Origin of the sequence: Sphingomonas rustica (genome assembly GCF_039652585.1) — a bacterium.
GTDB classification, from domain to species: domain Bacteria; phylum Pseudomonadota; class Alphaproteobacteria; order Sphingomonadales; family Sphingomonadaceae; genus Sphingomonas; species Sphingomonas rustica.
The window spans coordinates 77588-102525 of the sequence record NZ_JBDIZK010000012.1 but is presented as its reverse complement, the minus strand read 5'-3'; the positions used below and the strand labels follow the sequence as shown (position 1 = coordinate 102525).

Genomic DNA, 24938 nt, shown 5'->3' with positions numbered 1-24938 from the left:
CCGTCCCTCGATCGTTCAGGCGATCATGCCCATCGGCGATTCGATCAGCCCCTTGAGGATCTTCATCATCTCGGCGCCGTCGGCGCCGTCGATCGCGCGGTGATCGAAGCTGCCGGTGACGGTCATGACCGTCGCCACGCCCAGCGCGTCATCGACGATGTACGGGCGCTTCTCGCCCGAACCGACCGCCAGGATCATGCCCTGCGGCGGATTGATGACCGCATCGAACTGCTTGATCCCGAACATGCCCATGTTCGACAGGCTGGCGGTGCCGCCCTGATATTCCTCGGGCTTCAGCTTGCCGTCGCGGGCGCGCTCGGCGAGGTCCTTCATCTCGGCCGAGATGGCGGAGACGCTCTTGTTCGCCGCGTCACGCACGATCGGCGTGATCAGGCCGGTCGGCGTCGACACCGCCACCGACACGTCGGCGCGGCTATACTTGATCAGCTTCTCGCCGGTGTAGGTGACGTTGCACTTCGGCGCCTGGACCAGCGCGACGCCCAGCGCCTTGATCAGCAGGTCGTTGACCGACAGCTTCACGCCGCGGCCTTCCAGCGCCTTGTTCAGTTCGCCGCGCAGCTTCAGGAGCGCGTCGAGGCGTACGTCCACCGTCAGATAGATGTGCGGCACCGTCTGCTTCGATTCGGTCAGGCGGCGCGCGATCGTCTTGCGGATGTTGCTGAGCTTTTCCTCCTCATGGGGAATGCTCTCGTCATACCAGACCGGCTTGTGCTCGGCGGGCGCGGCGGCAGGTGCCGGAGCGGCCGAGGGTGCCGGAGCCGAAGCGGCGGGCGCGGCGGCTGACGCAGCGGCGCCGGGCTTGGCGCCCTCGACATCCGCCTTGACGATTCGGCCGTGCGGGCCCGATCCGGTCACGCCGGCCAGGTCGACGCCCTTGTCGGCGGCGATGCGGCGCGCCAGCGGGCTTGCCTTCACCCGGTCACCGGAGGCCTGCTGCGCCTGGGCGGGGGCCGGCGCGGGAGTCGGCGTCGGTGCGGCCTCGGCCTTGGCCGGCTCGCTCTTTGCTTCCGTCGGCGCGGGCGCGGCAGCGGGGGCCGGCGACGCGGCGGCGTCGGACGCATCCTCGCCCTCTCCTGCCAGAACGGCGATCACGGTGCCGACCTTCACATTGTCGGTACCCTCGGCGACCAGGATCCTGGCGATCACGCCCTCATCGACGGCTTCGAATTCCATCGTCGCCTTGTCGGTCTCGATCTCGGCCATCAGGTCGCCGGACTTGACCGTGTCGCCTTCCTTGACGAGCCACTTGGCGAGCGTGCCCTCTTCCATCGTGGGCGAGAGCGCAGGCATCTTGATTTCGATGGGCATGGAAGATTCCGTCTTCTGTGTTCCCGGGGAGGGGATGTCCGCGCCCTCTTCGCGTCCGACCCGCCCCGGGTCAAGCCGCTTGCAAGGATCGCGATCACAAGGCACCTACGGATCGGGGGAGAGGACTTGGCACGATGCGCACCTATCTGGTCGTCATAGATGAAAGTCCGGAGGCGGAGATCGCCATGCGCTTCGCCGCGCGCCGCGCGGTCAAGACCGGCGGCACGGTCGAGATCCTGGCCATCACCCAGCAGACCGAATTCGTCCAGTGGGGCGGCGTGATGGCTGCGATCGAGGAAGAGACCCAGATGCGCGCCGAGGCGCTGGTCGCGCGCGCCGCGGGCACGCTGCTGGCCGAGTCGGGTATCAAGCCGGCGATCACCGTCCGCCAGGGCGACGGCGCCAGGATCGCGCGCGAGATGATCGCCGCCAATCCGGAGATCGCCGCGCTGGTGCTGGGCGCCGCCGCCAGCGGCCCGCCGGGCCCGATGGTGTCGCACTTCACCGGTGCCGACGCCGGCGGGATGAGCGTCCCGGTGATGATCATCCCCGGTTCGCTGACACCCGAGGCGATCGACCGGCTGAGCTGAAGCCGGCACGCGCTGGCGCCGGGCGGCAACAGGGATTTTCCGGCCCGCCAGACCCTACCGACGACCTATTCAGCCTTGAGCTTCGTGGAAAAATAGGCGGCGACCGACCATCCCAGCAGCGCCGATCCCCCAAGCCACATGATGAAGGCGGCCGAATCGCCCAGCAGCGCGCAGGCCAGTCCCGGCAGGCAGGCCGCGATCACCAGCAGCCACCGCTGCCCCGACGCGCTGACGTCCTTCGCCCCTGCGGCACGCCGCCGTTTCGGATCGCCGATGCCCAGCAGGACGATCGGCACCGCCGACAGCGCAAGCGCCGCCAGCGCCAGAAGGATCATGCTCATTCGGCCGGGCTCAACATCGGCTCGGAAGCGCGCGCGGGCCGGGGCGCGCGCGTCCAGCAGTCGCGGATCAGCCACAGACCGGCAACGGCGAAGGCGAGGTCGAGCGCGGCGATGACCGGCTGGCCGGCACCAACGGCCTCGGCCCAGCCGGGGCCGCCGGCGACGAACAGGCGCAGCAGCGGCAGCAGCAGCATGATGCCGCCCGTCGCCGCCTTGAGTATCGTGGTCAGCTGGTCGTTGCTGCGCGCAAGAATCCCGGCGAGGATCGCTGCGGCGGAAGCGATCAGGAATGCGGCGGTCGTCCAGTAGACCGACGTGCCGAGCGGCATCGTCACCAGGAACGCGGCGGCGGAAGCGACGAGCCCGAGCGGCAGGCCGAATCCGACGACCGTCAGCGTCCGTTCCAGCCAGAACAGCGCACGCGACTCCTCACGCCGCCGCACCACCCACAGCCGCATCCCGGTATAGGTCACGTAGCACATGGCGAAACCCAGCCCGAACCAGATCGCCTTGGACAGCATGCCTGCGAAATTGCCGAAGTGGAGCGGTCCCATGATCCCGACCAGCGTGCCGCCCGCGGACGGCAGCGCGCCGACATTGGGCTTGGCGCGAACGAATTCGGCGGTCGCCCCCTTGTAGAGCAGCGCCACCGGCTCGAGGTCGCCCTCCCGGGGATTGTGATAGCTGGTGACATCGGCATCCGCGCGGCCGAACTTCTCGATCGCGATGAACGTCGGCACTTCCCCGGTGCGGCGGATCGCGTCGGTGGTGATCCGGTCGAGATTGCCCATCGCGGCCGGGCGCGGATCGGGCGTGCCGGGATTGCCGTACACCGCCTCGGTCAGCGCCTCGACATCGCCCCCGAACGCCGCCATCGCCACCACGGGCACGCCGATCGTGCCGTAGAAGGAGAAGAAGCTGCCGGTGAAGGCGAGCACGAAGGCGAAGGGCAGGCTCCATGTGCCCGCCACGCTGTGCTTGTCGCGGTTGACCAGCACCGGGCTGGCGCGGCGGCGCAGGGTGAAGATGTCCTTGAACAGATGCCGGTGGATCAGCAGGCCCGAAATCGCCGCGACCAGCATCGCCAGGCCGAGAATGCCGGTCAGCAACAGGCCCCAGGGGTTGGGCACGTGCAGCCGGACATGGGTGTCGACCAGGAAGGCGCTGAGCGCATCGTCGTTGCGCGGGCCGAAGATCTCGTCGACATTTCCGGTGACACTGGCGAGCACGCGACCGCCATTGTCGACCTGGTAATAGATGCCGCTCTCGGTCGGCACGCCCTTCGCGTCGAGCTCGTGGCGGTGGAAGAACACGCCCAGCCCGTGATCGCCGATCTCGAAGAGGTTCACTGCCTCGTGATATTGTTTCGGCGTCTGCGCGGTCAGGCGGCGGATCGTCGCGTCGATCGGCTGTTCGAACGACGAGCGCGTGGCGAGATGGCCCGCCGACCAGGCGCCGATCTCGTGCGCGAAGACCGCGGCGGCCCCGGTCAGCACCACGGCATAGAGCAGCAGGCCGAGCAGGATGCCCGACCAGCCATGCACCGCGACCATCGCCTTGGTCTCGTTCTTCTCCAGATGGATCATCGCGCAACCCCGGTTTCGGGCGGCCCGGCCATGAAGCGCGAGGCAACCATGCCGCCATGGACGAGAAACAGCGCCGCGGCCACGATCGCGACCCGCGCCAGCCTGCGGTCAAGGCAGGCGTGAAAGAACAGCATCGCCCAGATCAACGGGGCGAAGACGAGCGGAAACGCCAGATTGTCGATCCCCGCCGCGCCCCCCGGCAGCCACAGCGGCATGCCGGCGAGCAGCGTCAGCGTCACGACGATGGCGCCGGGACCGGCCAGCAGGATTCGCGCCCACCGATGGCGCGGCTGGGCCGGGTGCGGATAGTGCCGAGGAGACATGGCAACCGGATAAAAGCGCCGGCCGCCCTTGGCAAGAAAAATGCTATTGATAATCTGTCGCAATTATATAGGAGCGCCGCACATCGAAAATCGGATGAGGCGAAGGGCGGATTCATGGGGAAGTTGATCATTGCGACCGGCCTGGCGACCATTTTGGCGAGCCAGGCTGCGTGGGCGCAGGAAGAGGAACCGGTCTCCTCCGAAAACGAGATCGTGGTCACCGGCGCCAATGCCGGCACCAAGACCGAGACCCCGCTGATCGAGCTGCCCCAGCCGCTGACCGTCATCCCGTCCGAGCAGTATCTGTCGCAGGGCGCGATCAACATCAGCGACACGGTCAAATATGCCGCAGGCGTGCTGGCCAACCCCTATGGCCGCGACACGCGGGTCGACGGCTTCAACGTCCGCGGCATCAGCGCGCTTCAGTTCCGCGACGGCATGCGCGACATCTTCTCCTATTATGCCAGCATCACGTCCGACCCCTATAATTTCTCGCGGGTCGAGATCGTGCGCGGCCCGGCATCGGTGCTGTTCGGTCAGGGATCGATCGGCGGCCTCGTCAACCTCGTCTCCAAGACCCCGGAGTTCCGCACCGGTGGCGAAGTGAACCTCGTCTATGGCAGCTATGACCGCAAGGAAGCGCTGGGCGACATCAATATCGCGCTGAGCGACACGCTGGCGGTCCGAGCGGTCGGCCGCGTGCGCGACGCCGACACCTATGTCGATCATGTGCCGGACGACCGGGTCATGTTCGCGCCGTCGATCCGCTGGCAGCCGACGCCGGACACCGACCTGATCCTGACCGGCCTGTACCAGAAGGACAATACCGGCTCGACCTCGCAATTCCTGCCGATCGTCGGGACCTTCCTGCCCAACCCGGGCAATCCCGGCGCGCAGCTCGACCCCTATACCTTTGTCGGCAAGGCGGGCTGGGACCGGTATAATGGCCGGTCGCTTCAGGGCGGCGGGTCGCTGGTCCACCGCTTCTCGGACAATATCCGGGTCAGCCTGAAGGCGCGCTACATCGACAGCGACCTCGAATATTTCACGCATTATGCCGACAGCTATACCAACCCGACCAATCCGTTCGCCGTCTATGGCACCGACGGCCGGACGATCGGCCTGTATGCCGACGCCAGCGACGCGCGGATGAACGTCTTCTCGACCGACAACAATGTCGAGTTGAGCTTCAACACCGGCGCGGCGATCGAGCACAAGCTGCTGGTCGGACTCGACTATAGCTGGAACAAGGTCGGCAAGCGCTATGCGGCGACCACGCTCGAAACGGTCGACCTGTACGACATCGATTACGCGTCGCTGAAGAGCTACGATCCCAGCGGTCCGTTCGCCTATGATTCGCAGAAGCAGCTGGGCGTCTATGTCCAGGACCAGATCCGTTTCTTCGATCGCATCTCGGTGATCCTCGGCGCCCGCCGCGACCATGTGACCAATTCGTCGGGACAGACCGACAATGCCACCACCTTCCGCGCCGGCATCATCGGCGAGCTGGGCGCGGGCTTCTCGCCCTTCTTCAGCTACACCGAAAGCTTCCTGCCGATCGCCGGCCGGCTGACCGGCCCCGGCGGCGTGCCGACCGACCCGTTCAAACCGCAGATGGGGACGCAGTACGAGGCCGGCGTGAAGTGGCAGCCGAGTCCGCGGACGCTGGTGACCGTGACCGGGTTCCACATCAAGGAAAGCAACCGCGTCCTCTATCTCGCCAACAACGTCACGACCCAGTCGGGCGAACTGACCACCAAGGGCATCGAGTTCGAGGCCAGTCAGGTCCTGCCCGGCGATTTCGAGCTGCTGGTCAATTACGGCTATAGCGAGCTCGACTCCGAGGTGAACACCAGCCTCGACTATATGCCGCGCCACACCGCATCGATCTGGTCGACCAAGACCTTCGGCAACCTGGGCGGGCCGCAGTTGCGGCTGGGCGCGGGCGTCGTCTATAGCGGCGAGAGCAAATCGACCGGGCCGATCGACCCGTACGGCCTCAACCCGGCGATCGTCCCGGGCACGCTCTACACGATCGTCACGCCCGAGCGGACCACCGTCGACGCGCTGGCGGAGATCAGCTGGAACCAGTGGCGCCTTGCGATCAACGCTACCAACCTGCTCGACGACCGGGCCTTCGCGTCCTGCCTCGCCCGCGGCGATTGCTTCATGGCCGCCCCGCGCAACGTGATGGCGACTTTGGGCTTCCGCTTCTGATGCGATGCCGGGTCCGTGCGGTCACGACCGCATGGACCCGGATCGGACGGAAGCACCGTCCGTCGCGCCGCTATACCCGGTCGAAGATCAACACGTCGTCCCCTGCGATCGCCAGCAGATGGCCGGCAGTCCCATCCCCCACACGCGCCACTTTCAGGATCAGGGTCGCGGCCGGGACATAGCCGTCCGGCATCACGAAGCTGGAGGTGCTCACCGCCGCGAGTTTCCTGGTTCGTCCTTTCGACCGGACCGAAAACCCCTCACCGGTGCGCAGGAGTTCCAGCGTATCGGCGCTGAACCCGGTGTCCAGAAATCCCGTCACGAACGGATCCTGCCCCTCGCGCCGACGATAGGTTCCGGCATAGCCGTCCCGCATGGCGGCGGCGGGAATTGCGGGCAGCGCGACCGACCAGTCCCCGGGCCAGCGACAGGCATCCGACACCGCATTGCGTATCTCGTCGCCCAGAACGTCGCCCCGCGCGCCATTGGTCAGCACCACCAGGCCGTCGCCTGTCGCAAGATTGCCCTCGACATAGGCCTTGTAGCTGTCATTGGCGCCGGCGTGGTGAAAGATCCGCGCCGCCCCCTCCCCGGCGAGGCGCACACCCAGGCCGTTGAAACCGGGCGCGACCACCGTCATCATCTCGGTCGCCAGTTCCTGCGGCAGGAACCCGCCCGGCCTGCGATAGCTGTCGCCCAGCGCGAGGATCAGGCGCGACAGGTCGCGCATCGTGGTCCAGAGCCCCGAAGGGGCGAGTTCGGGAAAGCTCTGCCACCCGCGCGGCAGGGCGACCGGCCGGCCGCGATCGTCATGGGCATGGGCGATATCGGCGCTGTCTTCGGCGGGTGACGCCGCGAACCGGCTGCGCGTCATGCCCAGCGGATCGAACAGCAGTCGCCGCGCCACCGCATCGAAGTACTCGCCGCTGGCATCCTCGATGACCGCCTGGACGATCATGTAGCCGCCACCGGAATAGCGCGACCGGCTCCCAGCCCGATCGATCCGCGCAATCGACGGGTTCTTCGCCGGTCCCTCCCCGTTCAGCGTCTGGAGAATGTCGGGAAGCGGGGCGCCCGGCAAATAGTCGGCGAAACCGTGGATGTTTATACCGCCCGTGTGGGACAACAGCATGCGCAACGTCACCGCGCCCGCGTCACCCTGCGGGCCGGCAGGAACGCGCCACCGCCTCAGCCAGTGGTTCACGTCGCGATCGAGATCGAGAACCCCCTGCGCCACCAGCTTCAGGCAGAGCGCAGCACTGGCAAGCTTGCTCACCGACCCCACCGAAAACAGCGTGTCCGCAGTGACCGGCGCCGCCCGTCCCGCAATGCGGGTGCCGACCCCGTGCATTGCCGCCACCTTGCCCGCACGCATCACCGCCATCGCGACGCCGGGCACGCCGTAATGCGCCATGCGCTCGCCGAGCGACCAGCGCTCGGTGCCCGTATGAACGGTGGGACGCAGGCGAAGATCGGATGCCGGAGCTGCCTTTGCCAGTCCCGGGGATGACAGCATGGCCAGCGGAATGCCGGCCCCGCCGGCCAACAGAAATCGTCTATCGATATTTAGCATGGACACTCGCCAAATCAGTGGCAGCGCCCGCCGATCCTGTGTTCGGGACGGGTCCGGTGCCCTGACCCATCCGACGTCGATCAGGTCAGCTTAACCGGACGGGAGGCGAGGTCAATTGCCACGTGGAGCATAAGTGTCACCGGACCTTCTTCCGCAGTCCGAAACCCGAACCTCCGACGGTACAACCCCGCCCCGGACCGCCGTCGCCCGCCAGATGGCACGTTCCGGACCTATCGCAAATCCCTCACGGCACCAGCCCTGTCGCGTCATGTCTCCCTTCGCCGCCGAGTGTGCGTCGCGCCGCGTCTCGCGAAACCCCGGATACGACGCGATTCGAAATGGCGTTGACGTTTGTGACGTCAGCGACAAGGTTCACGACTGTCATAACAAGATTGACCAGGGGCGCAGCGGAAATGTCTTCGAAACTCTTGATGGCGCTCCTGATCGCCGGCGCATCGATCGTGCCTGCAATGGCACAAACCGCATCGAAGCCTTCGTCATTCGCCGCCCGGCTGGAACAGGCGCGAACCAGCCTGCGTGTCGATGCGGGCGGATTGTCCGGACCGGGCGCCGAGATCCTGTCGCTGGCGATCGCCAAGGCCCGCTATGTGCTGATCGGCGAAGACCATATGTCTCGCGAGATCCCGCTATTCACCAGCGGCATTTGCCGCCTGATGGCGCCCGGTGGACTGGATGCGTTCGCCGTCGAAATCGGGCCCGAAGCCGCGCGCGTGGTGAACGGCGATCTGCGCAGGCCGGACCGGGTCGCACGGATTTCCAGCTTCCTGCAGGCACATCCCGATGCATTCGCGTTCCAGAATGGCCAGGACGAGAGCGACATGGCAGCCGGATGCGCCGCGCTTGCCGGGCCGAATTTCCAGTTATGGGGCCTCGATCAGGAGTTCTTTGGCGCGTCCGGCCACCTGCTGGAGCGCATGATCGAAGCCCGGCCCGGCCCCAGTGCCAGAGCGGCGATCGGCAAGCTCGCGGCGTTGGATCGCACTGCGACGGCGGAGGCGCTCGGAACCGGATCGCCGGGCGACTTGCTCGTCTTCAAGATCACGGATCAGCAGATGGCGGAGGCCAGGACGGCGATCCGCCGCGATGGCGGTCCGCGGGTGAATGCCCTTTTCGACAGCCTCGCGGAAACCCGTGCCATCTATCTCAGCCAGAACAGCGACGGATTTGCGTCCAACGGCCAGCGTGCCCAGCTGATGAAGCAGACGCTCCTCCACTATCTCGATGCGAGGCGGAAGCCGGCGCGCATGCTCTTCAAGTTCGGCGACGTGCACATGGCGAAGGGCGTCAACGGGCTGGGGCAGCGCGATCTCGGCAACTTCGTCGCGGAGCGCGCCGACGGTGAAGGCGCGGCTTCGCTTCACATCGCCGTCTATGGTGCGAAAGGGGTCCACGCCTTCTATGGCGGCGTCGGTCGGCAGGTTCGCCATGAGCCCTTCATCATGTCCGACGACGCGGATTATGCCTGGCTCAAGACCGCAGTGCCGCCGGGCTTCGGCAGCGGAGCACGAAACGACTGGATGCTGCTCGATCTGCGCAGGTTGCGAGGCCGGCTGCCTGCCAGTGTGGATGCGCAATGGCGAGACCTGGTCGACAGCTATGATCTGCTGGTGGTCGCTCCGGAACTCACGCCGTCGACATTGCTTGGCACCAAATAGCGTAACCAGGCAGGTCCAGGCCAGCGGCGAGGCAGTCGGCAAGCAGCCGATAAGGCAATGGTTCCGCACAACGCGTCGATCGAAAGAGGCTCAGGGCAGCTGATCAACCCTGTGGCAGCGGGATCGACGAGGGTCATCAGGCTCGGCACGCGCCTTCAGGTCGGACAGGGTCGAGCGCGGTCGGCCGTTGCGCCGCTCCCGCAGCAGCAAGGCGCCGCTCGGTTCCGCCCGTCGCCGGCGAATGACCCCGCATTGCCGCCGTGCAGCAACGCTGTACAATGGCTCCTCCGATGGAGGCGATCATGCCGACGACTATACGGGTCCGCACGCTTCAGGCACTGTTCGGCCTGGCCTATACGGCGCTGGCGCTGATCGCGATCGGCAAATCGCCGGGCTTCGCGACCACGCTATCGGCGATCGTCCTGGCATGCCTCGCCTACATGTCCAGCCGGACGGTCCCGGATCGACTCGTGACACTGGAAGAGGCAGTGAAACTCTCGCCGGTCGCGCTTGCCGTCATCGCGTTCGGCGTCGTTGCCGACAGCCTGACCAGCCTCCATGCTGTGGGATGGGCGGCCACCGTCATGTCCTATTGTGCCGGCAACCGCATGAGAGCGGCGGGCGTGGGACCCCTGGTGTAGGACCCGTCAAATGCCGGGATACGAATCCGGAACTCGCCGGCCTTGCGATCCTTTTCCCATTCGCCGCATCTCCGGGCGATCGCTCGGCGATTGACCCGCGCGCCTATGGTCGTCACGTTCCGCGCCATGCGCATTCTCACCCTGCTCCCCCTCGCCCTGCTCGCCACCCCTGCGCTGGCGCAGGAAAAGCCGTCCCCGGCCCGGCTGAAGGCCGATGTCGCCAGGCTGGTCAGCTTCGGCACCCGCCACACCCTCTCCGATCCCGATCATCCGACGCGCGGGATCGGCGCGGCGCGGCGCTGGGCGATGGCGGAGCTCAGCCGGATCGGGGATGCGTGCGACTGTATCGAGGTCGCCAATATCGCGCGCGGCTTCACCGGTCCGCGCGCACCGAACGGGGTCAATGTCGTCGACGTGCTGGGCTTCCAGAAGGGTCGCGATCCCAAGCGGGTGGTGATCGTGATGGGCCATATCGACAGCCGCGTGACCGATGTGATGGACATCACCTCCGATGCGCCGGGCGCCAATGACGATGCCTCGGGCGTCGCGCTGGTGCTGGAAAGCGCGCGGATCCTGTCGAAGGAAAAGTTCGATGCGACCATCGTCTATGCGGTCCTGTCGGGCGAGGAACAGGGCCTGTGGGGCGGCCAGCTTCTAGCCGAGACCGCGAAGGAAAAGGGCTGGACCGTCGTCGCGGTGCTCAACAACGACATCGTCGGCAACACGGTCGGCCAGGACGGCAGCCGGGTCGCCGACCGCGTCCGCGTCTTTTCCGAAGGCATCCGCGCGTCGGAGCCGCTCGATGCGCAACTTGCCCGCCGCGCCGATGGCGGTGAGGATGACGGCCCGTCGCGGGCACTGGCGAAGGCCATCGACGGCGTCGCCGGCACGATCCCCGGCGGGCTCGATGTGTTTCTCGATCGCAGGCCCGACCGGTTCGGACGCGGCGGCGACCACACCCCCTTCCTCAATCTCGGCTATCCCGCGGTGCGATTCTCGGTCGGGGTCGAGAATTACGACGCCCAGCACCAGGACCTGCGCACCGACAACGGGCGCGTCTATGGCGATACGATCGACCGGATGGACTTTCCCTATCTGGCGAAGGTGACGGCGATCAACGTCGCCACGATCCGTCGCCTCGCCGGCGCCCCCGATGCGCCTGCGAAGGTGACGCTGGTCGGCGCATTGTCGACCGACACGACAGTCAAATGGCCGGCAGTCCCCGGTGCGACGAAGTACCGCGTCCACTGGCGCCGCAACGACGCGCAGGACTGGACCGGCCATGTCGACGTGACCGGCACCGAGACGGTCCTGAAGGGCGTGATCGTCGACGACAACTTCGTCGGCGTTTCCGCGCTGTCGACCGACGGCGAGGAAAGCCTGGTTACCTTCGGCGGGCGCGAACGCTGAGGCCGCCACGATGCGTGTGCCGCGTCAGCGGCACACGCACTGGCAGCTGCACTGGCGCGCGACCGGCCTGGGCTTCGCCCGATACTTGCGGACCGGACGACGAACCGCACGGCGCGGCGCCGCATAGGTGCGCGTCGAGACCGATTCCTCGATCACTTCCTCGACGACGGTGGTGGTCGTCACCATCGGCGCGGGCTGGATGACGACCGTCGTGGTGGTACCGCCCCCGGCATAATAGCCCCCGCCATAATAGCTGTTGCTGCCATAGCCTGCCGAATATCCGCCGCCATAGGCGGGATAGGACCGGACCTGAACCGGCGGCGGCCCTGCCGGTGCCTGCGGCGGATAGCCGCCCGGATAGCCATAGGTTGCACCATAGGTGGGCGCGGCATCGGGATAGCCGCTCGCCTCGCCATAACGGCCGGCGTCATAGGTCACGTCGTCGGAATAGGCGTAGCTGCTGTCCGCACCCCAGGAATCATCCTGGTCGTAATAGCCGTCATAATCGCCCTGGTCGTTCCACGCGATGCCGTCGGCCCAGTCGATCACGCGGCCGCTTCGGTCGACCATCACCGCATCGTCATAATAGCGGACCCAGGAATAGCCGTTGCCCGGCGCACGCAGCCCGTAGCTGTAATAGTCGGGGATGCCGAAGTTCGAGCTCATCCAGTATCCCGGCAGCGACCAGCCGCGCGACGGACGGCGATAGCTGTTCCATCCCCCCGGCGCGCGCGACCCGCCCCACCAGCGGCCGCCGACGACGCCACCCCAGCGATGGCCGCGATTGGCCTGACGATGATCCGGGCGGAAATCCGGACGCTGCGCCTGGCGCGGCGGGTTCGGCCGCGTGCGCGGCGGCGACTGGCGCCAGTCGCGGCGCAGGGCCGAGGCCGGGACATCGACTCGCGGCGGCTGCTGCATCTGCGGCAGGGGCCGAGGTTGCGGCTGCGGACGTGCCACCATCCCGCGCGGCGCCGGGATGCCGGCGCCTTGCTGATAGACGGTCGGGCCCGGCGTGCGGATCTGGGCCGCCGCCGGCATTGTCGCCAGGGCTGACACGGTCAGGACCGCCATGGATAGATTTCGCATTGCCGAACTCCTTCGCCCCGATCAGCCCCCGGGCTCTCATGGTTGACGAAGGATTACCGTTCCTGCCCGGCCCCCGCTACAATGGGAGAAGGTTAACGCTGTCTCGATGCGGGTCAGTTTAGCGTGTTCGCCAGGTCCCCGGCACGCGCCAGCAGCGCCTCGGCCTGTTTCAGATGCGGCCGGTCGATCATCCGCCCGTCCAGCTTCAGCGCGCCTGCACCGGGCGCCGCCGCAAAGGCATCGACGATCGAACGGGCATGCGCGATTTCCGCGTCGCTGGGGGTAAATCCCGCATTGATCGTGGGTACCTGGGCAGGGTGGATCGCCATCATGCCGGTGAATCCGTCACGTCGTCCGCGTGCGACATAGGCTGCCAGCCCATCCACATCCGAGATGTCGGGATAGACGGTCTCGATCGCCGCGACACCTCCGGCATGGGCGCCGAACAGGACCAGCGAACGCGCCATCGCATAGGGGGCGGTATAGCTGCCGTCCGCCTCGCGGGAACTGGCGGCACCGATCGCGGCCGGAAGATCCTCCGCGCCCCAGGTCAGCCCCGCCAGCCGTTCGCCCATCTGGCGGTAGCTGCCCAGTTCGAAGATCGCCGCCGGCGTCTCCGTCGCGATCGGCAGGATCGGCGGGCAAGAATCGCCTGCCAGGTCGACCAGCCGGCGGACCGACGCCGCCCCTTCCGCCTTGGGCAGCACCAGACCATCGGGCCGGAACGGAAGCACCGCGGCCAAGTCCGCCTCCGCCAGATCGCTGTCGAGCGGATTGATCCGGACGAAGCAGGGCAGCAGCCGGCCACCCTCCAGCCACCGCGCGACCGCGACGCGGGCCTCCTGCTTCTTTTCGGGCGATACCGAATCCTCCAGGTCGAGGATCAGCGCATCCGCGCCGCTCGCCGCCGCTTTCGCAAAACGGTCCGGGCGGTCCCCGGGGACGAACAGCAGCGATCTGAGCTTCACAGGCAGGCACTCTCGCGGGGATGGACGATCCGTCGTCCTTGGCACCGACAGGCCGATCGTGGCAATGATTTGCGGCCGCGCGCAAGCTTGAACGAAAAAGGACCGGACGATCACGAAGAACGTCCGGCCCAGAAAACCCGCAAGGTTCGACCCTCGGGTTCGTGGCTGTATTACGCGTACTGCATCCAGCTGAAATCCACGCACTTGTACGGAGCTGCCCCGAAACGGGACTCCCCCGCCTAGAGGATCGCCTTCTCGGCCGGCTCGTTTAACCAGTTGTCGTGACGGCCGTCCGCATAACGCACCGGCGCCGATTCAAGCATTTGCAGCGGCACATCGTCGAGGCACATGACCGCCACCGAGACGAACGCCCCGCCGATCTCGGGCACGTCGCCATCGCCGAACGGCGCGCAACCACAGGTGGCGCAGAAGCGGTGATGCCCGCTCTTCGTCGCGAACTGATAGTCGCTCAACGCCTCCCCCCCGCTCAACAGGCGGAACTGGTCGGGCTTCAGCAGCACGTTCCAAGCACGGCGCTTGGTGCAGATCGAACAGTTGCACTTGCCCGTCCCCGCATCGAAATCGACATCGGCCTCGAACGTCACCGCGCCGCAATGACAGCTGCCCCGATAGGTGTTCAACATCGTCGTTCCTCCTCGATTATATCGCGAGGCCGTCCTACTGACAGGCTGCTGACAGCATGGTGTCAGCAGCCTGTCAGTAGGGTTCGGGGATGAGGAAAGCGGATCGCCTGTTCCAGATCGTCCAGATCCTGCGACGCTCGTCGCGCCCGGTGACCGCAGATGCGATCGCCGAGGAGCTGGAGACCTCCAGGCGATCGGTCTATCGCGACATCGCCGCCCTGGTCGGCCAGCGCGTGCCGATCCGCGGCGAGGCGGGCATCGGCTATGTCCTCGAACAGGGGTTCGACCTGCCCCCGCTGATGCTGACGGCGGACGAGGTGGACGCGGTCGCGCTCGGCGCGCAGTGGGTGGCGGGCAATGCCGACCCGACGCTGGCGCGTGCCGCGCGCGATGTGCTTGCCAAGATCCTGACCGTCCTCCCCGACGAACTGCAGCCCTTCCTGCTCGACCCTGCCGCCCGGGCCGTGCCCAGCTGGGACCGGCCGCGCGACGGAATCGACGCGGGTCAGCTGCGCGCCTGGATCCGCGCGGCGCGGACGATCGAGATCGACTATGCCGATGAGGCAGGCCGGGTTTCGCACCGCACGGTCTGGCCGCTGCTGATCGGCTATCGCGACGCCTCGCGCGTGCTGATCGGGTGGTGCGAGCTGCGCGGCGACTTCCGCACCTTCCGCCTCGATCGCATCGCCTCGGCCCGTTTTCTCGACACGCCGATCCCCGGCCAGCCGTCGCGGCTGCGCGCCCGGTGGCTCAGGCAGATCCAGGCCAGCGCCGAACGCTGGCGCAACGATGCGGACGGCCCCGGCTAGGCGATCAATGCGGGCGGATACGGTGGAGCGTCAGCGCGATCACCGCGCCCACCGCCAGGCCCAGCAGGCCGGATGCGATCGCACCGGTCAGCCAGCCGAACACGCCGCCGATCGGGCCGGTCGCGTGCGATACGACTTCGGACGCGTGATGAACCGCATGCGCGGGCGCGCCGAAGCCCAGCACTTCCAGTCCGTGGATCAGGATGCCGCCGCCGACCCACAGCATCGCCGCGGTGCCGACAATAGACAGGAAGGTCATCAGCTTCGGCATCGCCTTCACCAGCCCGCGGCCGATGCCGCGCGTCGCCGCGCTTTTGCGCTGCGCCATGTGCAGCCCGATATCGTCCATCTTCACGATCAGCGCGACCACGCCATAGACGCCGATGGTGATCCCGATGCCCACGATGGCCAGCACCACGCCCTGCGTGTAGATCGGCGAGGTCGCGACGTCGGCCAGCGCGATCGCCATGATCTCCGCCGAGAGGATCAGGTCGGTGCGGATCGCGCCGCTGATCTTTTCCTTCTCGATCGCGGCGGGGTCCTGAACCTCCTGCGTCTCGGTCACCTCGGCATGTTCGCCGAACGCCTCGAGCAGTTTCTCCGCACCTTCGAAACACAGGAATGCGCCGCCCAGCATCAGCAGCGGCGTGATCGCCCAGGGCGCGAACGCGCTCAGCAGCAGCGCGGCGGGCAGCAGGATCAACAGCTTGTTGCGCAGCGATCCCAGCGCGATCTTCCAGATGATCGGCAATTCGCGCTCGGGCGCCAGGCCGACCACATAGCGCGGGGTGACCGCGGTATCGTCGACCACGACGCCGATCGCCTTGCTGCCCGCCTTGCCCGCAGCTGCACCGACATCGTCGAGCGAGGCGGCCGCAAGCTTGGTGATCCCGGCGATATCGTCGAGAAGCGCAACTAGTCCGGAGGGCATTGGAGAGGATCCTGGAATCAAGGGTGGCGCCCTGATGCCCGAAGAGCGGGGCCGCGCCAATCGAAAGCGTGCCTCGCCTCGACTAGCGCCGCCAGGCTCCGAGCGCCCGGGTCCGGGCGCGGGTCACCTCGACCCAGCACTGCGCCACGACGACGGGCCGCATGCTGCCGCCGTCATAGCGGCGCCCCTTCGCCACGCAGCCGCTGTCGCGGGTGCGCAGCCAGCGTCGCTGCTCCGTCAGCAGGCGCGAGCGCGCCGATGCCGAACTGCGCGAGCGTGCCGCGGAATAGGCGGCGCTCATCGCGCGATCGGCAACGCGCAGCTCATGCGCCGCGCAATGCTGCATCTCATAGGTCGAGTCGCACCGCGCCGGCTTCGGGCCGCTGAAGGCGGGATTGGTCATGAAGGCGCCGGCGCTCTGCGCCCGCGCCACGCCGGTTCCGCCAAGCACCATCAGCGCGCTGACGCCCGCGATCGCCAGGTTCCGCAAGGGCGGCCTCCCGCCGATCAGGCTGCGATGCCGCGCGCGACGTCGGAAAACAGCAGCCGCGCGACCACGCGTTCCTGCTCGTCCTCGACATCGATATGCCCCTTCATCGCCGCCGGGTTCGGCCCGCCGCGCACCAGCATGTGCGCGATCAGGCGGTTGCCGCGGATCATGGCGGCGACCAGATCGGAGTCCTCCAGGCCGAGGATCCGGGGCATTTTGCAGGGGCCATGGACCCGAAGGCGATAGCGGGACATTCGATATCAATCCTGGAGCCGAAGCAATTGATCTCGCCTCGGAAAAGCTGAACCCGCAAAGCGCTTCCCCGGTTCCTCGACCCACCGCATCCGGCGATGAGAATCGCGGTTTGGAACAACATTCCCTGCTCGTCAGTCGTCCCTGCCGAGACGCAAGAGGAAGCCCGATGACGCCGACACCCCATCCCCGCCAGTTGCTGTCCGCAGCGACGCTCGCCGCATTGCTGCTCGCGGGCTGCTCGGCATCACCGCCCGCCGCCAGCAATAACGCGACCGAGGTCCGGCAGCTCGAGCCCGCCGAGGCTCCGGCAGAGCCCCTCCCGACTCCGTCCGTTCCGGTCGCGGACAACGCTACTGCCGACGCCCCGACCGTCGGCGGCGACGGGTCACAGATCGTCCTCGCCCCGCTGTCGCATGCCGATATCGAGAGCGCCGCGCTCGCCGGCGAACTCGCCTGCAGCTTCTCCGCGACGGGCAGCGACTCGCCGCTGTTGCTCGCACGGGGCGACGTCGCTTCGACGGAGCGGGCGCAGGGCGTGGTGAAGGTGCTCGATTCGGTCGAGCCGGTCAGCGCGCCGGGCGGCTTCGATGCGATGAGCAAGGGCACCCGCTTCGCCGGCAAGGGCAAGACCATTACCCTGCGCGTCACCGGCCCCGCGACCGATCGCGGCGAATCTCCCGCCCGGCCGGCGACGCTGACCTATGACCGTGCCGACGGCGCCCAGCGCAGCTTCTCGGGCCTGTGGGTCTGCGGCCCCTAGGTCGAGCGTTCGAGCCAGGCGCGGACCTGCGCCATCGCCCGATCGCTGATCTCGACGAAGACCCGCCGCGCATCGGCATCGTCGCGGCGGCGCGAGACCAGCCCGCGCGTCTCCATGATCGCGATGTAGCGCAGCGCCGTCGTGTTGGGCACATGCGCGGCGATGCAGGCGCTGCTGACGCTGACCGGCACCCCGCGCATCCGCGCCGAGTAGAGGTCAAGCAGCATGTCCCACACCGGCTCGCCGAAGAGGTCGCTGTCCTCGCCGAAACAGGCGTCGCGGATGCGGCGCTCGCGATAGGCCGCGGCGGCCAGATCAACCTGGCGCGCGCTTTCGAGGTTGAGGACGCGGGCTCGGGTCTCGGCAAGGGTCGCTTCGAGCGTCGCGATTTCCGCCAGCGCACGACGCGCGGCGACACCGTCACTTGGCATGACCGGCCTCCTTCGTAACGGTCAGCTCCAGGCGGGATCCGCGCCGTAGAGCCGGATCCTGGACCGGTGCCGCCAGGCGCCGATCGCCAGCAACACCGGATTGGGATAGCTCCAGCCGGCGATCGCCACCGAATAGGACCAGGGAATCAGGTTGGGCGACAGCATCAGCAGATGCGTGACGATGGTGTTGACCAGGATCGCGGCCATCCACATCGGCCAGAAGCGCTGCGCGCGCACCGCGAGCACCAGCACCGCCGAAAGCATGGCGAGGTCGACCATCATGACCCCCCATTCGATCGTCTTGAACCGGACGGGTCCGGCCGCCGGCGCGAAATGCGACGCGACGATCGCTAGCGCCAGGATCAGCACGCCGATCCGCTCCGGCGCGCCGCCGCGCGCCAGAGCGTAGCCGGAACAGCCCAGCAGCAATGCAAGATAGATGATCACGTTCATCGACTGCACCCGCACCAGCGAAAGCCATGGCTGTCAATCGTCCGTACTCACGCGGCGTCGGCATGCGGCACCAGCGACAGCGGCGTCGGCATCGACTGCAGGCCATGGGTTTCATCGCGGCCCGGCGTCTCGAAGATATCGCCCTGTCCCAGCACCTGATGGCGGATCGCGGCGGCGCGAAGCGCGCCGTGCGCATTCTGGATATCCTTCATGGCGGCGAACACCTTCGCAGTGGCGTCGCCCACGAAATCGACGGCGCACTGGCCCTCGAGCGGATGAAAGGTACCGTCGGCTCGTGCGGTGAGGACGGCAGTCCCGACGCCGAGCACCTTGAGCGCCGCTTCGTTCATCGCGGTCTCGGCAGGCTTGAGCGAGCGGGCAATGCGCACCGCGGCAATCGTCTTTGCAGAAGTCATGAGTCCCCCTTGGCGCAGCGCATGGGCGCTGCGGTCCGATCATGATGCGTGATGAGAAGTCGGGATCAGCCGGTGATGTAGAACAGAGCGGCGAGCCCGTTGAAGAAATTGGCGATCACGATGAGCATCAGGGCGGCGATCGCGAAGGTCCATCCGATGCGCTGGGCAGATGTCAGGTCATTATATTGTCTCCCCTGCCGGAGGAACGGAACCCGGAAGCGGGGTTGCCGGTCGGTCCGGATCGGAGGAGATATGGCCGTTATCGGCGGCGGTTCGGCAATGGCCTGCGGCTGAGTACTCAATTGCTGATAGGGGATTTGCCCCCCCTCTTCGGCCTCGAGCCGGCGCGCCGCATCGCGCCGGTCGCTGGCGCCCAGCGTGCGGATCGCCCGGCGCAGGTGCAGGTCCACCGTGTGATGCGAGATTCCCAGCTCGGCACCGATCTCCTTCGACGAACGCCCACGCGAAACGAGGCGAAGACAGTCGCGCTCGCGTTCGGTCAGCCTGGCCGGGGGCGTCGCATCGTTCATGTGGCTTCTCTAGCCGCTGAAGCGGCACTTCCTCAACCGAATCGGAGCGAAATGACCGATTTGCACCAGGCTGGAACAGTTCGACCGCCCTGTACGAGTCGCGCGATCCGCCGCCGTTCCTCACCATCCGGATACGATGCGGTCACACGCCACAGGTGATGCTGCGATGCAACAAAACCTTGTGCCGGAATGGAACCATCGGTGCGCGTTACGCGTCCCCTAGGGGAAGAACGATCGTCGATACGGTCTCTTGCAGGGGAAATTGCACATGCAAGCAGCCGAGGCGGAAGCGCTGATCGCGCCGCCCGTGGACATATTGGAAGACGCCAGCCTGTTCCTGGATTTCGACGGGACGCTGGTCGAAATCGCCGCGCGGCCCGACGGAGTCGCGGTGGATGCGCGGCTGACCGCGCTGATGCGACGCCTGCGCGAACGTGTCCACGGAAGGCTGGCGATCCTCAGCGGCCGGGCGGCGGCGGACATCCGGACGCTGTTCGGAACGCCGGAGTTCATCGTCTCCGGCAGCCACGGCATGGAATTCCACTATCCCGACGGCGATGCGGTGCTGGCTCCGCGCCCCGAGTCACTGTCCAGCGCGCTGGCCGACATGCGCGACCTTGCCGAATGCTGGCCGGGCGTGCTGGTCGAGGACAAGCCGCTGGGCGCGGCGCTCCACTATCGCGGCAACCCGCAGGCCGAGCAGGCCTGCATCGCGCTGGCCCAGACGCTGGCGGCGCGGCACGGATTGTATCTGCAGACCGGCAAGATGATGATCGAGGTGCGCGCCGGCGGCGGCGACAAGGGCGATGCGCTGCGCCGCCTGATGGAGAGCCCGGAAATGCGCGGCACCACCCCGATCTTCCTCGGCGACGACGATACCGACGAACCCGGCTTCATCGCCGCCGCGATGCTGGGCGGGGCCGGGGTGCTGATCGGGCCCGAGCGTCCCACCGCGGCACGCTATCGCCTGGCGTCCGTATCCGACACCCTCGACTGGCTGGAGACGGCATCATGAGCGATCTGGACTTGTGGGTGATCGGCAATTGCCAGGTCAGTGCGCTGGTCGATCGCGCGGGCCGCTTCGTCTGGGGCTGTGCGCCGCGCGTCGACGGTGATCCGCTGTTCTCGTCGCTGCTGGGCGGCGAAACGCCCGAGACCGGCTATTGGTCGGTCGAGCTGGAAGACTGCGTGTCGGTCGAACAGCGTTACGAACGCAACACGCCGATCCTGGTCAGTCGTCACACCGATTCGGCGGGCAATGCGATCGAGGTCGTCGATTTCTGCCCCTATTTCCGCCGGATGGCGCGACCCTATCGTCCGGTCGCCTTCGCCCGGATCGTCCGGCCCGTGGCCGGTCGCCCGCGCATCCGCGTCCGGCTGAAGCCGACCTGCGGCTGGGGCGGCACCTGCGGCCAGCGGATCGGCGGCACCAACCATATCCGCTACCAGACCGACGCGATGACGCTGCGCCTGACCACCACCGCGCCGGTCGGCATGGTCCATGAGGAGCGTGCCTTCCGCCTGGAGGGTACGCTGCACTTCTTCCTGGGCCCCGATGAGAGTTTCGCTGGCGACATCGCCGCCACGATCGATTCGATGCTGGCCAACACCGCCGCCGAATGGCGCGAATGGGTCCGCGGCCTGGCGATCCCGCTGGAATGGCAGGAAGTCGTCATCCGCTCGGCGATCAGCCTGAAACTGTGTCAGCACGAGGAAACCGGCGCGATCGTCGCGGCGCTGACGACCTCGGTGCCCGAGCATGCCGATTCGCAGCGCAACTGGGACTATCGCTACTGCTGGATCCGCGATGCCTATTACACGGTCCAGGCGCTCAACCGGCTCGGCGCGCTCGATGTGCTCGAGGGCTATCTCGTCTATCTGCGCAACATCGTCGACAGCGCCAAGGGCGGCCATATCCAGCCACTATACGGCGTGCTGGGCGAGGCGGTGCTGACCGAGCGGATCGAGGAGACTCTGTCCGGCTATCGCGGCATGGGCCCGGTCCGTGTGGGCAACCAGGCCTATGAGCAGATCCAGCACGACGCCTATGGCCAGATCGTCCTGTCCAACACCCAGGCATTCTTCGATCAGCGGCTGTTCCGCATGTCTGGCGTCGAGGATTTCGAGGCGCTTGAAAAGGTCGGCGAGCGTGCCTGGGAGAATTACGACCAGCCCGATGCCGGCCTGTGGGAGTTGCGAACCCGCCAGTCCGTACATACCTATTCCTCGGCAATGTGCTGGGCAGCCTGTGACCGGTTGGCCAACGCGGCGGCGGCGATCGGCCTGACCGAACGCAGCGCGCTGTGGCAGGAGCGTGCCGACAGGATCCGCGCCCATATCGAGGAAGCCGCATGGCGCCCCGATACGAAGCGGCTGTCGGCGACCTTCGCGGGCGACGATCTGGACGCCAGCGTGCTCCAGCTGCTCGACCTGCGCTTCCTGGCGCCGGACGATCCCCGGTTTCTCGACACGCTCGCAGCGGTCGAGGCGGGGCTGCGCCGCGGATCGCATATGCTTCGCTATGCGATCGAGGATGATTTCGGCCTGCCGAAGACCGCGTTCAACGTGTGCACCTTCTGGCTGATCGAGGCGCTGCACTATACCGGACGCAGCGAGGAAGCCCGCGCATTGTTCGAAGAAATGCTGCTGCGCAGGACCGCGGCAGGGCTGCTTTCCGAGGACATCGATCCCGAGAGTGGCGAACTGTGGGGGAATTACCCCCAGACCTACTCGCTGGTCGGCATGATCAACTGTGCCGCGTTGCTGAGCAAACCCTGGAGTTCGATCCGTTGAGCAGGCTCATCGTCATTTCCAATCGCGTCAGTACCGGCGGCGGTGCGCAGGGTGGCCTTGCCGTTGCCCTCAGCGCCGCGCTGCGTGCCAATGGCGGTATCTGGTTCGGCTGGTCGGGGGAACGCACCGAACAGTTCACCGGCCATATCAACTTCCAGCGCCTGGACGGCGTCACCACCGCGACGGTGGATCTGGAAGACCAGGATATCGACGAATATTATAACGGCTATGCGAACCGCACCCTGTGGCCGCTGTTCCACTATCGGATCGACCTGGCCGAATATGAGCGCAGTTTCGCCGGCGGCTATCAGCGGGTCAACGAGCGGTTCGCCGACACCGTGCGCCCGCTGATCGAGAATGACGACCTGATCTGGGTCCAGGATTATCACATGTTCCCGCTGGGCGCCGAACTGCGATCGCGCGGCGTGGCGAACCGGATCGGCTTCTTCCTCCACATCCCCTGGCCGCCGCGGCGGCTGCTGGCGACCCTGCCCGAGGCGCCGGCGCTCGTCCGCTCGCTGCTCGCCTATGACGTGATCGGCTTTCACACCCAGGAATGGCTCCAGTCCTTCTGCGACTATGCGCGCGAGGAACTGGGCGGGATCGTCGGCGACGACGGCACGCTGACGCTGGGCGATCGCAAGGTCCAGCTGATCGCCTGCCCGATCGGGATCGATGCGGACTTCATGAAGCTGGCCGAGACCAAGGCGGCGCGCGAGGCGTTCAACCGGGTGCGCGACAGCGCCGTCGGCCGCGCGCTGATCGTCGGCGTCGACCGGCTCGACTATTCCAAGGGGCTGGAAGAGCGGTTCCTGGGCTATGAGCGGTTCCTGATCGAGAATCCGGACGAGCGCGAGGAAGTCGTGCTGCTGCAGATCGCACCGCCGTCGCGCGGATCGGTCGAAAGCTATCAGCGGATCCGCAGCTCGCTGGAATCGCTGGCCGGGCGGATCAACGGCGCGCATGCCGCGCTCGACTGGGTGCCGATCCGCTACGTCAATCACGGCTATCCGCGCGACGTGCTGGCGGGCGTCTACCGCGCCAGCCGGATCGGGCTGGTCACGCCGCTGCGCGACGGCATGAACCTGGTCGCCAAGGAATATGTCGCCGCGCAGGACCCCGAGGATCCGGGCGTGCTGATCCTGTCGCGCTTCGCCGGCGCCGCCGAGCAGATGGGCGAGGCGCTGCTGGTCAATCCGTACAGCGCCGAGGAGCTCTCCGACGCGATCCGCCAGGCGCTGGCGATGCCGCTGGCGGAGCGCAAGCGTCGCTGGGAAACCCTGGCCAGGGGCGTGCGCGAACAGGATGTGATGTGGTGGCTGCGCCGCTTCACCGACGCGCTGATGGAAGTGACCCCGCAGCCTGTGGCGAACTGCCGGGCAGGCTGACGATCCCCACCTCGCTGCTGTTGTAGAAGATCACGGCGGCGGCACCGGGCAGCAGCGCGATGCCGCGCGGCCCCTTGCCGGGAAACTCCATCGTCCGGCGATCGGCGAAGGCAGCGTTGAAGCCGCGCCGGCCGGTACCGCGCCAGAAGACGAGCTTGCCCGATTCGCGCGCCGCCGCGGCAAGGTCGAGGATCCCGTCGCCATCGATATCGCCGAGCACCACGTCGCGAATCTCGTCGGCGGTCACCTCGCCGCGCTTCGCGGTCTGCGGGCTGAACGAGCCGTCATAGGTGAAGCGCGTGGGATCGTTGCGCAGGACGACGACATTGTCGCTGGTGCTGCGATTGCCGACGACGATATCCGGACGACCGTCGCCATCGAGGTCGCCCGCCTTCAAATGATAGGGGATCCGACCGAAGGACGATGCGCGGCGCCACGGCGCGAAGCCGCCGCTGCCGTCGCCCTTCCACACCTCGACCAGATTGGATTCGTACATCGAGAAGGCGAGATCGGGCGTTCCGTCGCCGTCGAAATCGCCGACCGCGATATCGCGCGGCCCGCCCATCATCTGGTCATAGGGCGCCGCCTGCTGCGGATAGCGCAGCGTGCGGAACTTCCGCCCGCCTTCGTTCAGCAGCACGTAGAAGACGTTGGACTGATAGGAGACCGCGACGATGTCGGGCCGCCCGTCGCCATTGACGTCCGCGATCACGGCAGAGGTCAGGCCGGGGGTCGGATAGCGCGGCTCGCCCCGGGGATCGAGGCCATATTCGTTGACCAGATCGGTATCGGGGAAGCCGATGAAGCGGGTCGGCTCGAACAGCGCCTCGCGGTCCTTCGCGCCATAGAGGATCGCCAGGTCGCGGCCGTCGTTCGACTGATAGTCGGGAACGACCAGGTCGGGCCTGCCATCGCCGTCGAGGTCGCCGATCGCCGAATGATAGGGGCCGAACCCCACCGGGAAGTCGCGCCGAACCCACGCCCCGGTCGCCCCGGGGTTGAGATAGACGGTCAGTTGGTCGTTGGCCGGCCGGGCGAGCGTCGGCGACAACAGCTCGCCGCGACAGGGAATGATCAGGTCGGGCAGGCCGTCGCCGTTCACGTCGCCCGACGCGATCTGATAGGGTCCGGTGCACACCGGCAGGATCAGCGCATGCTGCGCCGCCGCCGCCACATCCCACCGGGACCATGCGCCGTCCCCCGCCGCCGGATCGGCAGCGACGGGTTCTCCCGGCGCGACCAGTGCGGCGAGGATGAGGGCGATCATGGTTCCGATGGGCATGGCGGGGGTCCTT

Annotated in this window: 26 protein-coding genes; 10 read left to right on the top strand and 16 right to left on the bottom strand. The window is 67.2% G+C overall.

Going from position 1 to position 24938, the window contains the following annotated elements; translation table 11 throughout:
• Window positions 1-15: 15 nt before the first annotated feature.
• Window positions 16-1329: a pyruvate dehydrogenase complex dihydrolipoamide acetyltransferase gene (locus TPR58_RS18420; protein WP_346248207.1), complete on the bottom strand. Its 1314-nt coding sequence runs from the start codon at window positions 1327-1329 to the stop codon at window positions 16-18.
• Window positions 1330-1463: 134 nt separating this feature from the next.
• Between TPR58_RS18420 and TPR58_RS18415 the strand changes: the two genes are divergently transcribed.
• Window positions 1464-1919: a universal stress protein gene (locus TPR58_RS18415; RefSeq protein ID WP_346248206.1), complete on the top strand. Its 456-nt coding sequence runs from the start codon at window positions 1464-1466 to the stop codon at window positions 1917-1919.
• Window positions 1920-1984: 65 nt separating this feature from the next.
• Here TPR58_RS18415 and TPR58_RS18410 read toward each other — a convergent pair whose 3' ends face one another.
• Genes TPR58_RS18410 through TPR58_RS18400 form a run of 3 tightly spaced genes read right to left on the bottom strand, consistent with a single transcriptional unit; the run spans window position 1985 to window position 4169 of the window.
• Window positions 1985-2260: a hypothetical protein gene (locus TPR58_RS18410; RefSeq protein ID WP_346248205.1), complete on the bottom strand. Its 276-nt coding sequence runs from the start codon at window positions 2258-2260 to the stop codon at window positions 1985-1987.
• Window positions 2257-3846, bottom strand: coding sequence for a PepSY-associated TM helix domain-containing protein (locus tag TPR58_RS18405; protein ID WP_346248204.1), 1590 nt, complete (start codon window positions 3844-3846; stop codon window positions 2257-2259). Before TPR58_RS18405 ends, TPR58_RS18410 begins: the two co-directional genes overlap by 4 nt.
• A complete protein-coding gene (locus TPR58_RS18400) occupies window positions 3843-4169 on the bottom strand; it encodes a hypothetical protein (RefSeq protein WP_346248203.1) in 327 nt (108 codons plus the stop codon). The genes TPR58_RS18405 and TPR58_RS18400 overlap by 4 nt, the downstream gene beginning before the upstream one ends.
• Window positions 4170-4283: 114 nt before the next feature.
• On the opposite strand from TPR58_RS18400, the gene TPR58_RS18395 reads away from it, so the two are divergent.
• A complete protein-coding gene (locus tag TPR58_RS18395) occupies window positions 4284-6386 on the top strand; it encodes a TonB-dependent siderophore receptor (RefSeq protein WP_346248202.1) in 2103 nt (700 codons plus the stop codon).
• Between the two features lie 70 nt (window positions 6387-6456).
• On the opposite strand, the gene TPR58_RS18390 is transcribed toward TPR58_RS18395, so the two are convergent.
• A complete protein-coding gene (locus tag TPR58_RS18390) occupies window positions 6457-7902 on the bottom strand; it encodes a serine hydrolase domain-containing protein (protein ID WP_346248201.1) in 1446 nt (481 codons plus the stop codon).
• Window positions 7903-8390: 488 nt separating this feature from the next.
• Here TPR58_RS18390 and TPR58_RS18385 point away from each other — a divergent pair, with 488 nt between their 5' ends.
• From TPR58_RS18385 to TPR58_RS18375, 3 genes are all read left to right on the top strand, one after another.
• Complete coding sequence (locus TPR58_RS18385) at window positions 8391-9635, top strand: hypothetical protein (protein WP_346248200.1); 1245 nt, start codon at window positions 8391-8393, stop codon at window positions 9633-9635.
• A gap of 302 nt (window positions 9636-9937) precedes the next feature.
• Window positions 9938-10276 carry a hypothetical protein gene (locus TPR58_RS18380; protein ID WP_346248199.1) on the top strand — a complete coding sequence of 113 codons (339 nt, stop codon included), beginning with the start codon at window positions 9938-9940 and terminating at the stop codon, window positions 10274-10276.
• A 126-nt stretch (window positions 10277-10402) separates the two neighbouring features.
• A complete protein-coding gene (locus tag TPR58_RS18375) occupies window positions 10403-11686 on the top strand; it encodes a M28 family metallopeptidase (RefSeq protein ID WP_346248302.1) in 1284 nt (427 codons plus the stop codon).
• 24 nt (window positions 11687-11710) lie between these two features.
• Here the strand turns inward: TPR58_RS18375 and TPR58_RS18370 are convergent, their stop codons facing one another.
• The 3 genes from TPR58_RS18370 to TPR58_RS18360 all read right to left on the bottom strand — a co-directional run bounded on the left by TPR58_RS18370 (window position 11711) and on the right by TPR58_RS18360 (window position 14387).
• Complete coding sequence (locus TPR58_RS18370; RefSeq protein ID WP_346248198.1) at window positions 11711-12775, bottom strand: RcnB family protein; 1065 nt, start codon at window positions 12773-12775, stop codon at window positions 11711-11713.
• A 113-nt stretch (window positions 12776-12888) separates the two neighbouring features.
• Window positions 12889-13743 (bottom strand): HpcH/HpaI aldolase/citrate lyase family protein, encoded by an 855-nt coding sequence (locus tag TPR58_RS18365; RefSeq protein ID WP_346248197.1) that lies wholly within the window; start codon window positions 13741-13743, stop codon window positions 12889-12891.
• Window positions 13744-13982: 239 nt separating this feature from the next.
• Window positions 13983-14387, bottom strand: a complete 405-nt coding sequence (locus TPR58_RS18360) for a GFA family protein (RefSeq protein ID WP_346248196.1) — start codon at window positions 14385-14387, stop codon at window positions 13983-13985.
• 89 nt (window positions 14388-14476) lie between these two features.
• Here TPR58_RS18360 and TPR58_RS18355 point away from each other — a divergent pair, with 89 nt between their 5' ends.
• The gene (locus TPR58_RS18355) at window positions 14477-15196 is read left to right on the top strand and encodes a helix-turn-helix transcriptional regulator (protein WP_346248195.1); all 720 of its coding nucleotides are present in this window, start codon (window positions 14477-14479) and stop codon (window positions 15194-15196) included.
• Between the two features lie 4 nt (window positions 15197-15200).
• On the opposite strand, the gene TPR58_RS18350 is transcribed toward TPR58_RS18355, so the two are convergent.
• From TPR58_RS18350 to TPR58_RS18340, 3 genes are all read right to left on the bottom strand, one after another.
• Window positions 15201-16127, bottom strand: a complete 927-nt coding sequence (locus tag TPR58_RS18350; protein WP_346248194.1) for a DUF808 domain-containing protein — start codon at window positions 16125-16127, stop codon at window positions 15201-15203.
• Window positions 16128-16209: 82 nt separating this feature from the next.
• Window positions 16210-16617 carry a lysozyme inhibitor LprI family protein gene (locus tag TPR58_RS18345; protein ID WP_346248193.1) on the bottom strand — a complete coding sequence of 136 codons (408 nt, stop codon included), beginning with the start codon at window positions 16615-16617 and terminating at the stop codon, window positions 16210-16212.
• Window positions 16618-16634: 17 nt separating this feature from the next.
• Window positions 16635-16832, bottom strand: coding sequence for a hypothetical protein (locus TPR58_RS18340; RefSeq protein ID WP_346248192.1), 198 nt, complete (start codon window positions 16830-16832; stop codon window positions 16635-16637).
• Between the two features lie 206 nt (window positions 16833-17038).
• On the opposite strand from TPR58_RS18340, the gene TPR58_RS18335 reads away from it, so the two are divergent.
• Window positions 17039-17632: a hypothetical protein gene (locus TPR58_RS18335; protein ID WP_346248191.1), complete on the top strand. Its 594-nt coding sequence runs from the start codon at window positions 17039-17041 to the stop codon at window positions 17630-17632.
• On the opposite strand, the gene TPR58_RS18330 is transcribed toward TPR58_RS18335, so the two are convergent.
• The 4 genes from TPR58_RS18330 to TPR58_RS18315 form a co-directional block, all read right to left on the bottom strand.
• Window positions 17629-18063 (bottom strand): MarR family transcriptional regulator, encoded by a 435-nt coding sequence (locus TPR58_RS18330; protein WP_346248190.1) that lies wholly within the window; start codon window positions 18061-18063, stop codon window positions 17629-17631. The genes TPR58_RS18335 and TPR58_RS18330 overlap by 4 nt on opposite strands.
• A gap of 21 nt (window positions 18064-18084) precedes the next feature.
• Window positions 18085-18516, bottom strand: a complete 432-nt coding sequence (locus TPR58_RS18325) for a hypothetical protein (protein WP_346248189.1) — start codon at window positions 18514-18516, stop codon at window positions 18085-18087.
• A gap of 47 nt (window positions 18517-18563) precedes the next feature.
• Window positions 18564-18932, bottom strand: a complete 369-nt coding sequence (locus tag TPR58_RS18320) for a hypothetical protein (RefSeq protein WP_346248188.1) — start codon at window positions 18930-18932, stop codon at window positions 18564-18566.
• A gap of 65 nt (window positions 18933-18997) precedes the next feature.
• Window positions 18998-19462, bottom strand: coding sequence for a helix-turn-helix domain-containing protein (locus TPR58_RS18315; RefSeq protein WP_346248187.1), 465 nt, complete (start codon window positions 19460-19462; stop codon window positions 18998-19000).
• A 268-nt stretch (window positions 19463-19730) separates the two neighbouring features.
• Between TPR58_RS18315 and otsB the strand changes: the two genes are divergently transcribed.
• From otsB to TPR58_RS18300, 3 genes are read left to right on the top strand one after another with little or no spacing between them, the layout of a single operon-like run.
• Window positions 19731-20477: a trehalose-phosphatase gene (gene otsB, locus TPR58_RS18310; RefSeq protein WP_346248186.1), complete on the top strand. Its 747-nt coding sequence runs from the start codon at window positions 19731-19733 to the stop codon at window positions 20475-20477.
• The gene (locus TPR58_RS18305) at window positions 20474-22255 is read left to right on the top strand and encodes a glycoside hydrolase family 15 protein (RefSeq protein WP_346248185.1); all 1782 of its coding nucleotides are present in this window, start codon (window positions 20474-20476) and stop codon (window positions 22253-22255) included. The genes otsB and TPR58_RS18305 overlap by 4 nt, the downstream gene beginning before the upstream one ends.
• On the top strand, window positions 22252-23643 hold the full coding sequence (locus TPR58_RS18300; RefSeq protein ID WP_346248184.1) for an alpha,alpha-trehalose-phosphate synthase (UDP-forming): 1392 nt from the start codon (window positions 22252-22254) through the stop codon (window positions 23641-23643). Before TPR58_RS18305 ends, TPR58_RS18300 begins: the two co-directional genes overlap by 4 nt.
• On the opposite strand, the gene TPR58_RS18295 is transcribed toward TPR58_RS18300, so the two are convergent.
• Entirely contained in the window at window positions 23585-24925 is a 1341-nt protein-coding gene (locus tag TPR58_RS18295; RefSeq protein ID WP_346248183.1) for an FG-GAP repeat domain-containing protein, read from the bottom strand. The genes TPR58_RS18300 and TPR58_RS18295 overlap by 59 nt on opposite strands.
• Window positions 24926-24938 lie beyond the last annotated feature (13 nt).

Coding starts and splice junctions, on each gene's coding strand:
- TPR58_RS18405 (WP_346248204.1), bottom strand. CDS start 3,846: ATGATCCATCTGGAGAAGAACGAGACCAAGGCGATGGTCGCGGTGCAT.
- TPR58_RS18410 (WP_346248205.1), bottom strand. CDS start 2,260: ATGAGCATGATCCTTCTGGCGCTGGCGGCGCTTGCGCTGTCGGCGGTG.
- TPR58_RS18335 (WP_346248191.1), top strand. CDS start 17,039: ATGACGCCGACACCCCATCCCCGCCAGTTGCTGTCCGCAGCGACGCTC.
- TPR58_RS18320 (WP_346248188.1), bottom strand. CDS start 18,932: ATGACTTCTGCAAAGACGATTGCCGCGGTGCGCATTGCCCGCTCGCTC.
- TPR58_RS18315 (WP_346248187.1), bottom strand. CDS start 19,462: ATGAACGATGCGACGCCCCCGGCCAGGCTGACCGAACGCGAGCGCGAC.
- TPR58_RS18350 (WP_346248194.1), bottom strand. CDS start 16,127: ATGCCCTCCGGACTAGTTGCGCTTCTCGACGATATCGCCGGGATCACC.
- TPR58_RS18355 (WP_346248195.1), top strand. CDS start 14,477: ATGAGGAAAGCGGATCGCCTGTTCCAGATCGTCCAGATCCTGCGACGC.
- TPR58_RS18375 (WP_346248302.1), top strand. CDS start 10,403: ATGCGCATTCTCACCCTGCTCCCCCTCGCCCTGCTCGCCACCCCTGCG.
- TPR58_RS18330 (WP_346248190.1), bottom strand. CDS start 18,063: ATGCCAAGTGACGGTGTCGCCGCGCGTCGTGCGCTGGCGGAAATCGCG.
- TPR58_RS18340 (WP_346248192.1), bottom strand. CDS start 16,832: ATGCCCCGGATCCTCGGCCTGGAGGACTCCGATCTGGTCGCCGCCATG.
- TPR58_RS18385 (WP_346248200.1), top strand. CDS start 8,391: ATGGCGCTCCTGATCGCCGGCGCATCGATCGTGCCTGCAATGGCACAA.
- TPR58_RS18295 (WP_346248183.1), bottom strand. CDS start 24,925: ATGCCCATCGGAACCATGATCGCCCTCATCCTCGCCGCACTGGTCGCG.
- TPR58_RS18380 (WP_346248199.1), top strand. CDS start 9,938: ATGCCGACGACTATACGGGTCCGCACGCTTCAGGCACTGTTCGGCCTG.
- TPR58_RS18360 (WP_346248196.1), bottom strand. CDS start 14,387: ATGTTGAACACCTATCGGGGCAGCTGTCATTGCGGCGCGGTGACGTTC.
- TPR58_RS18420 (WP_346248207.1), bottom strand. CDS start 1,329: ATGCCCATCGAAATCAAGATGCCTGCGCTCTCGCCCACGATGGAAGAG.
- TPR58_RS18390 (WP_346248201.1), bottom strand. CDS start 7,902: ATGCTGTCATCCCCGGGACTGGCAAAGGCAGCTCCGGCATCCGATCTT.
- TPR58_RS18370 (WP_346248198.1), bottom strand. CDS start 12,775: ATGCGAAATCTATCCATGGCGGTCCTGACCGTGTCAGCCCTGGCGACA.
- TPR58_RS18325 (WP_346248189.1), bottom strand. CDS start 18,516: ATGAACGTGATCATCTATCTTGCATTGCTGCTGGGCTGTTCCGGCTAC.
- TPR58_RS18395 (WP_346248202.1), top strand. CDS start 4,284: ATGGGGAAGTTGATCATTGCGACCGGCCTGGCGACCATTTTGGCGAGC.
- TPR58_RS18415 (WP_346248206.1), top strand. CDS start 1,464: ATGCGCACCTATCTGGTCGTCATAGATGAAAGTCCGGAGGCGGAGATC.
- TPR58_RS18305 (WP_346248185.1), top strand. CDS start 20,474: ATGAGCGATCTGGACTTGTGGGTGATCGGCAATTGCCAGGTCAGTGCG.
- TPR58_RS18400 (WP_346248203.1), bottom strand. CDS start 4,169: ATGTCTCCTCGGCACTATCCGCACCCGGCCCAGCCGCGCCATCGGTGG.
- otsB (WP_346248186.1), top strand. CDS start 19,731: ATGCAAGCAGCCGAGGCGGAAGCGCTGATCGCGCCGCCCGTGGACATA.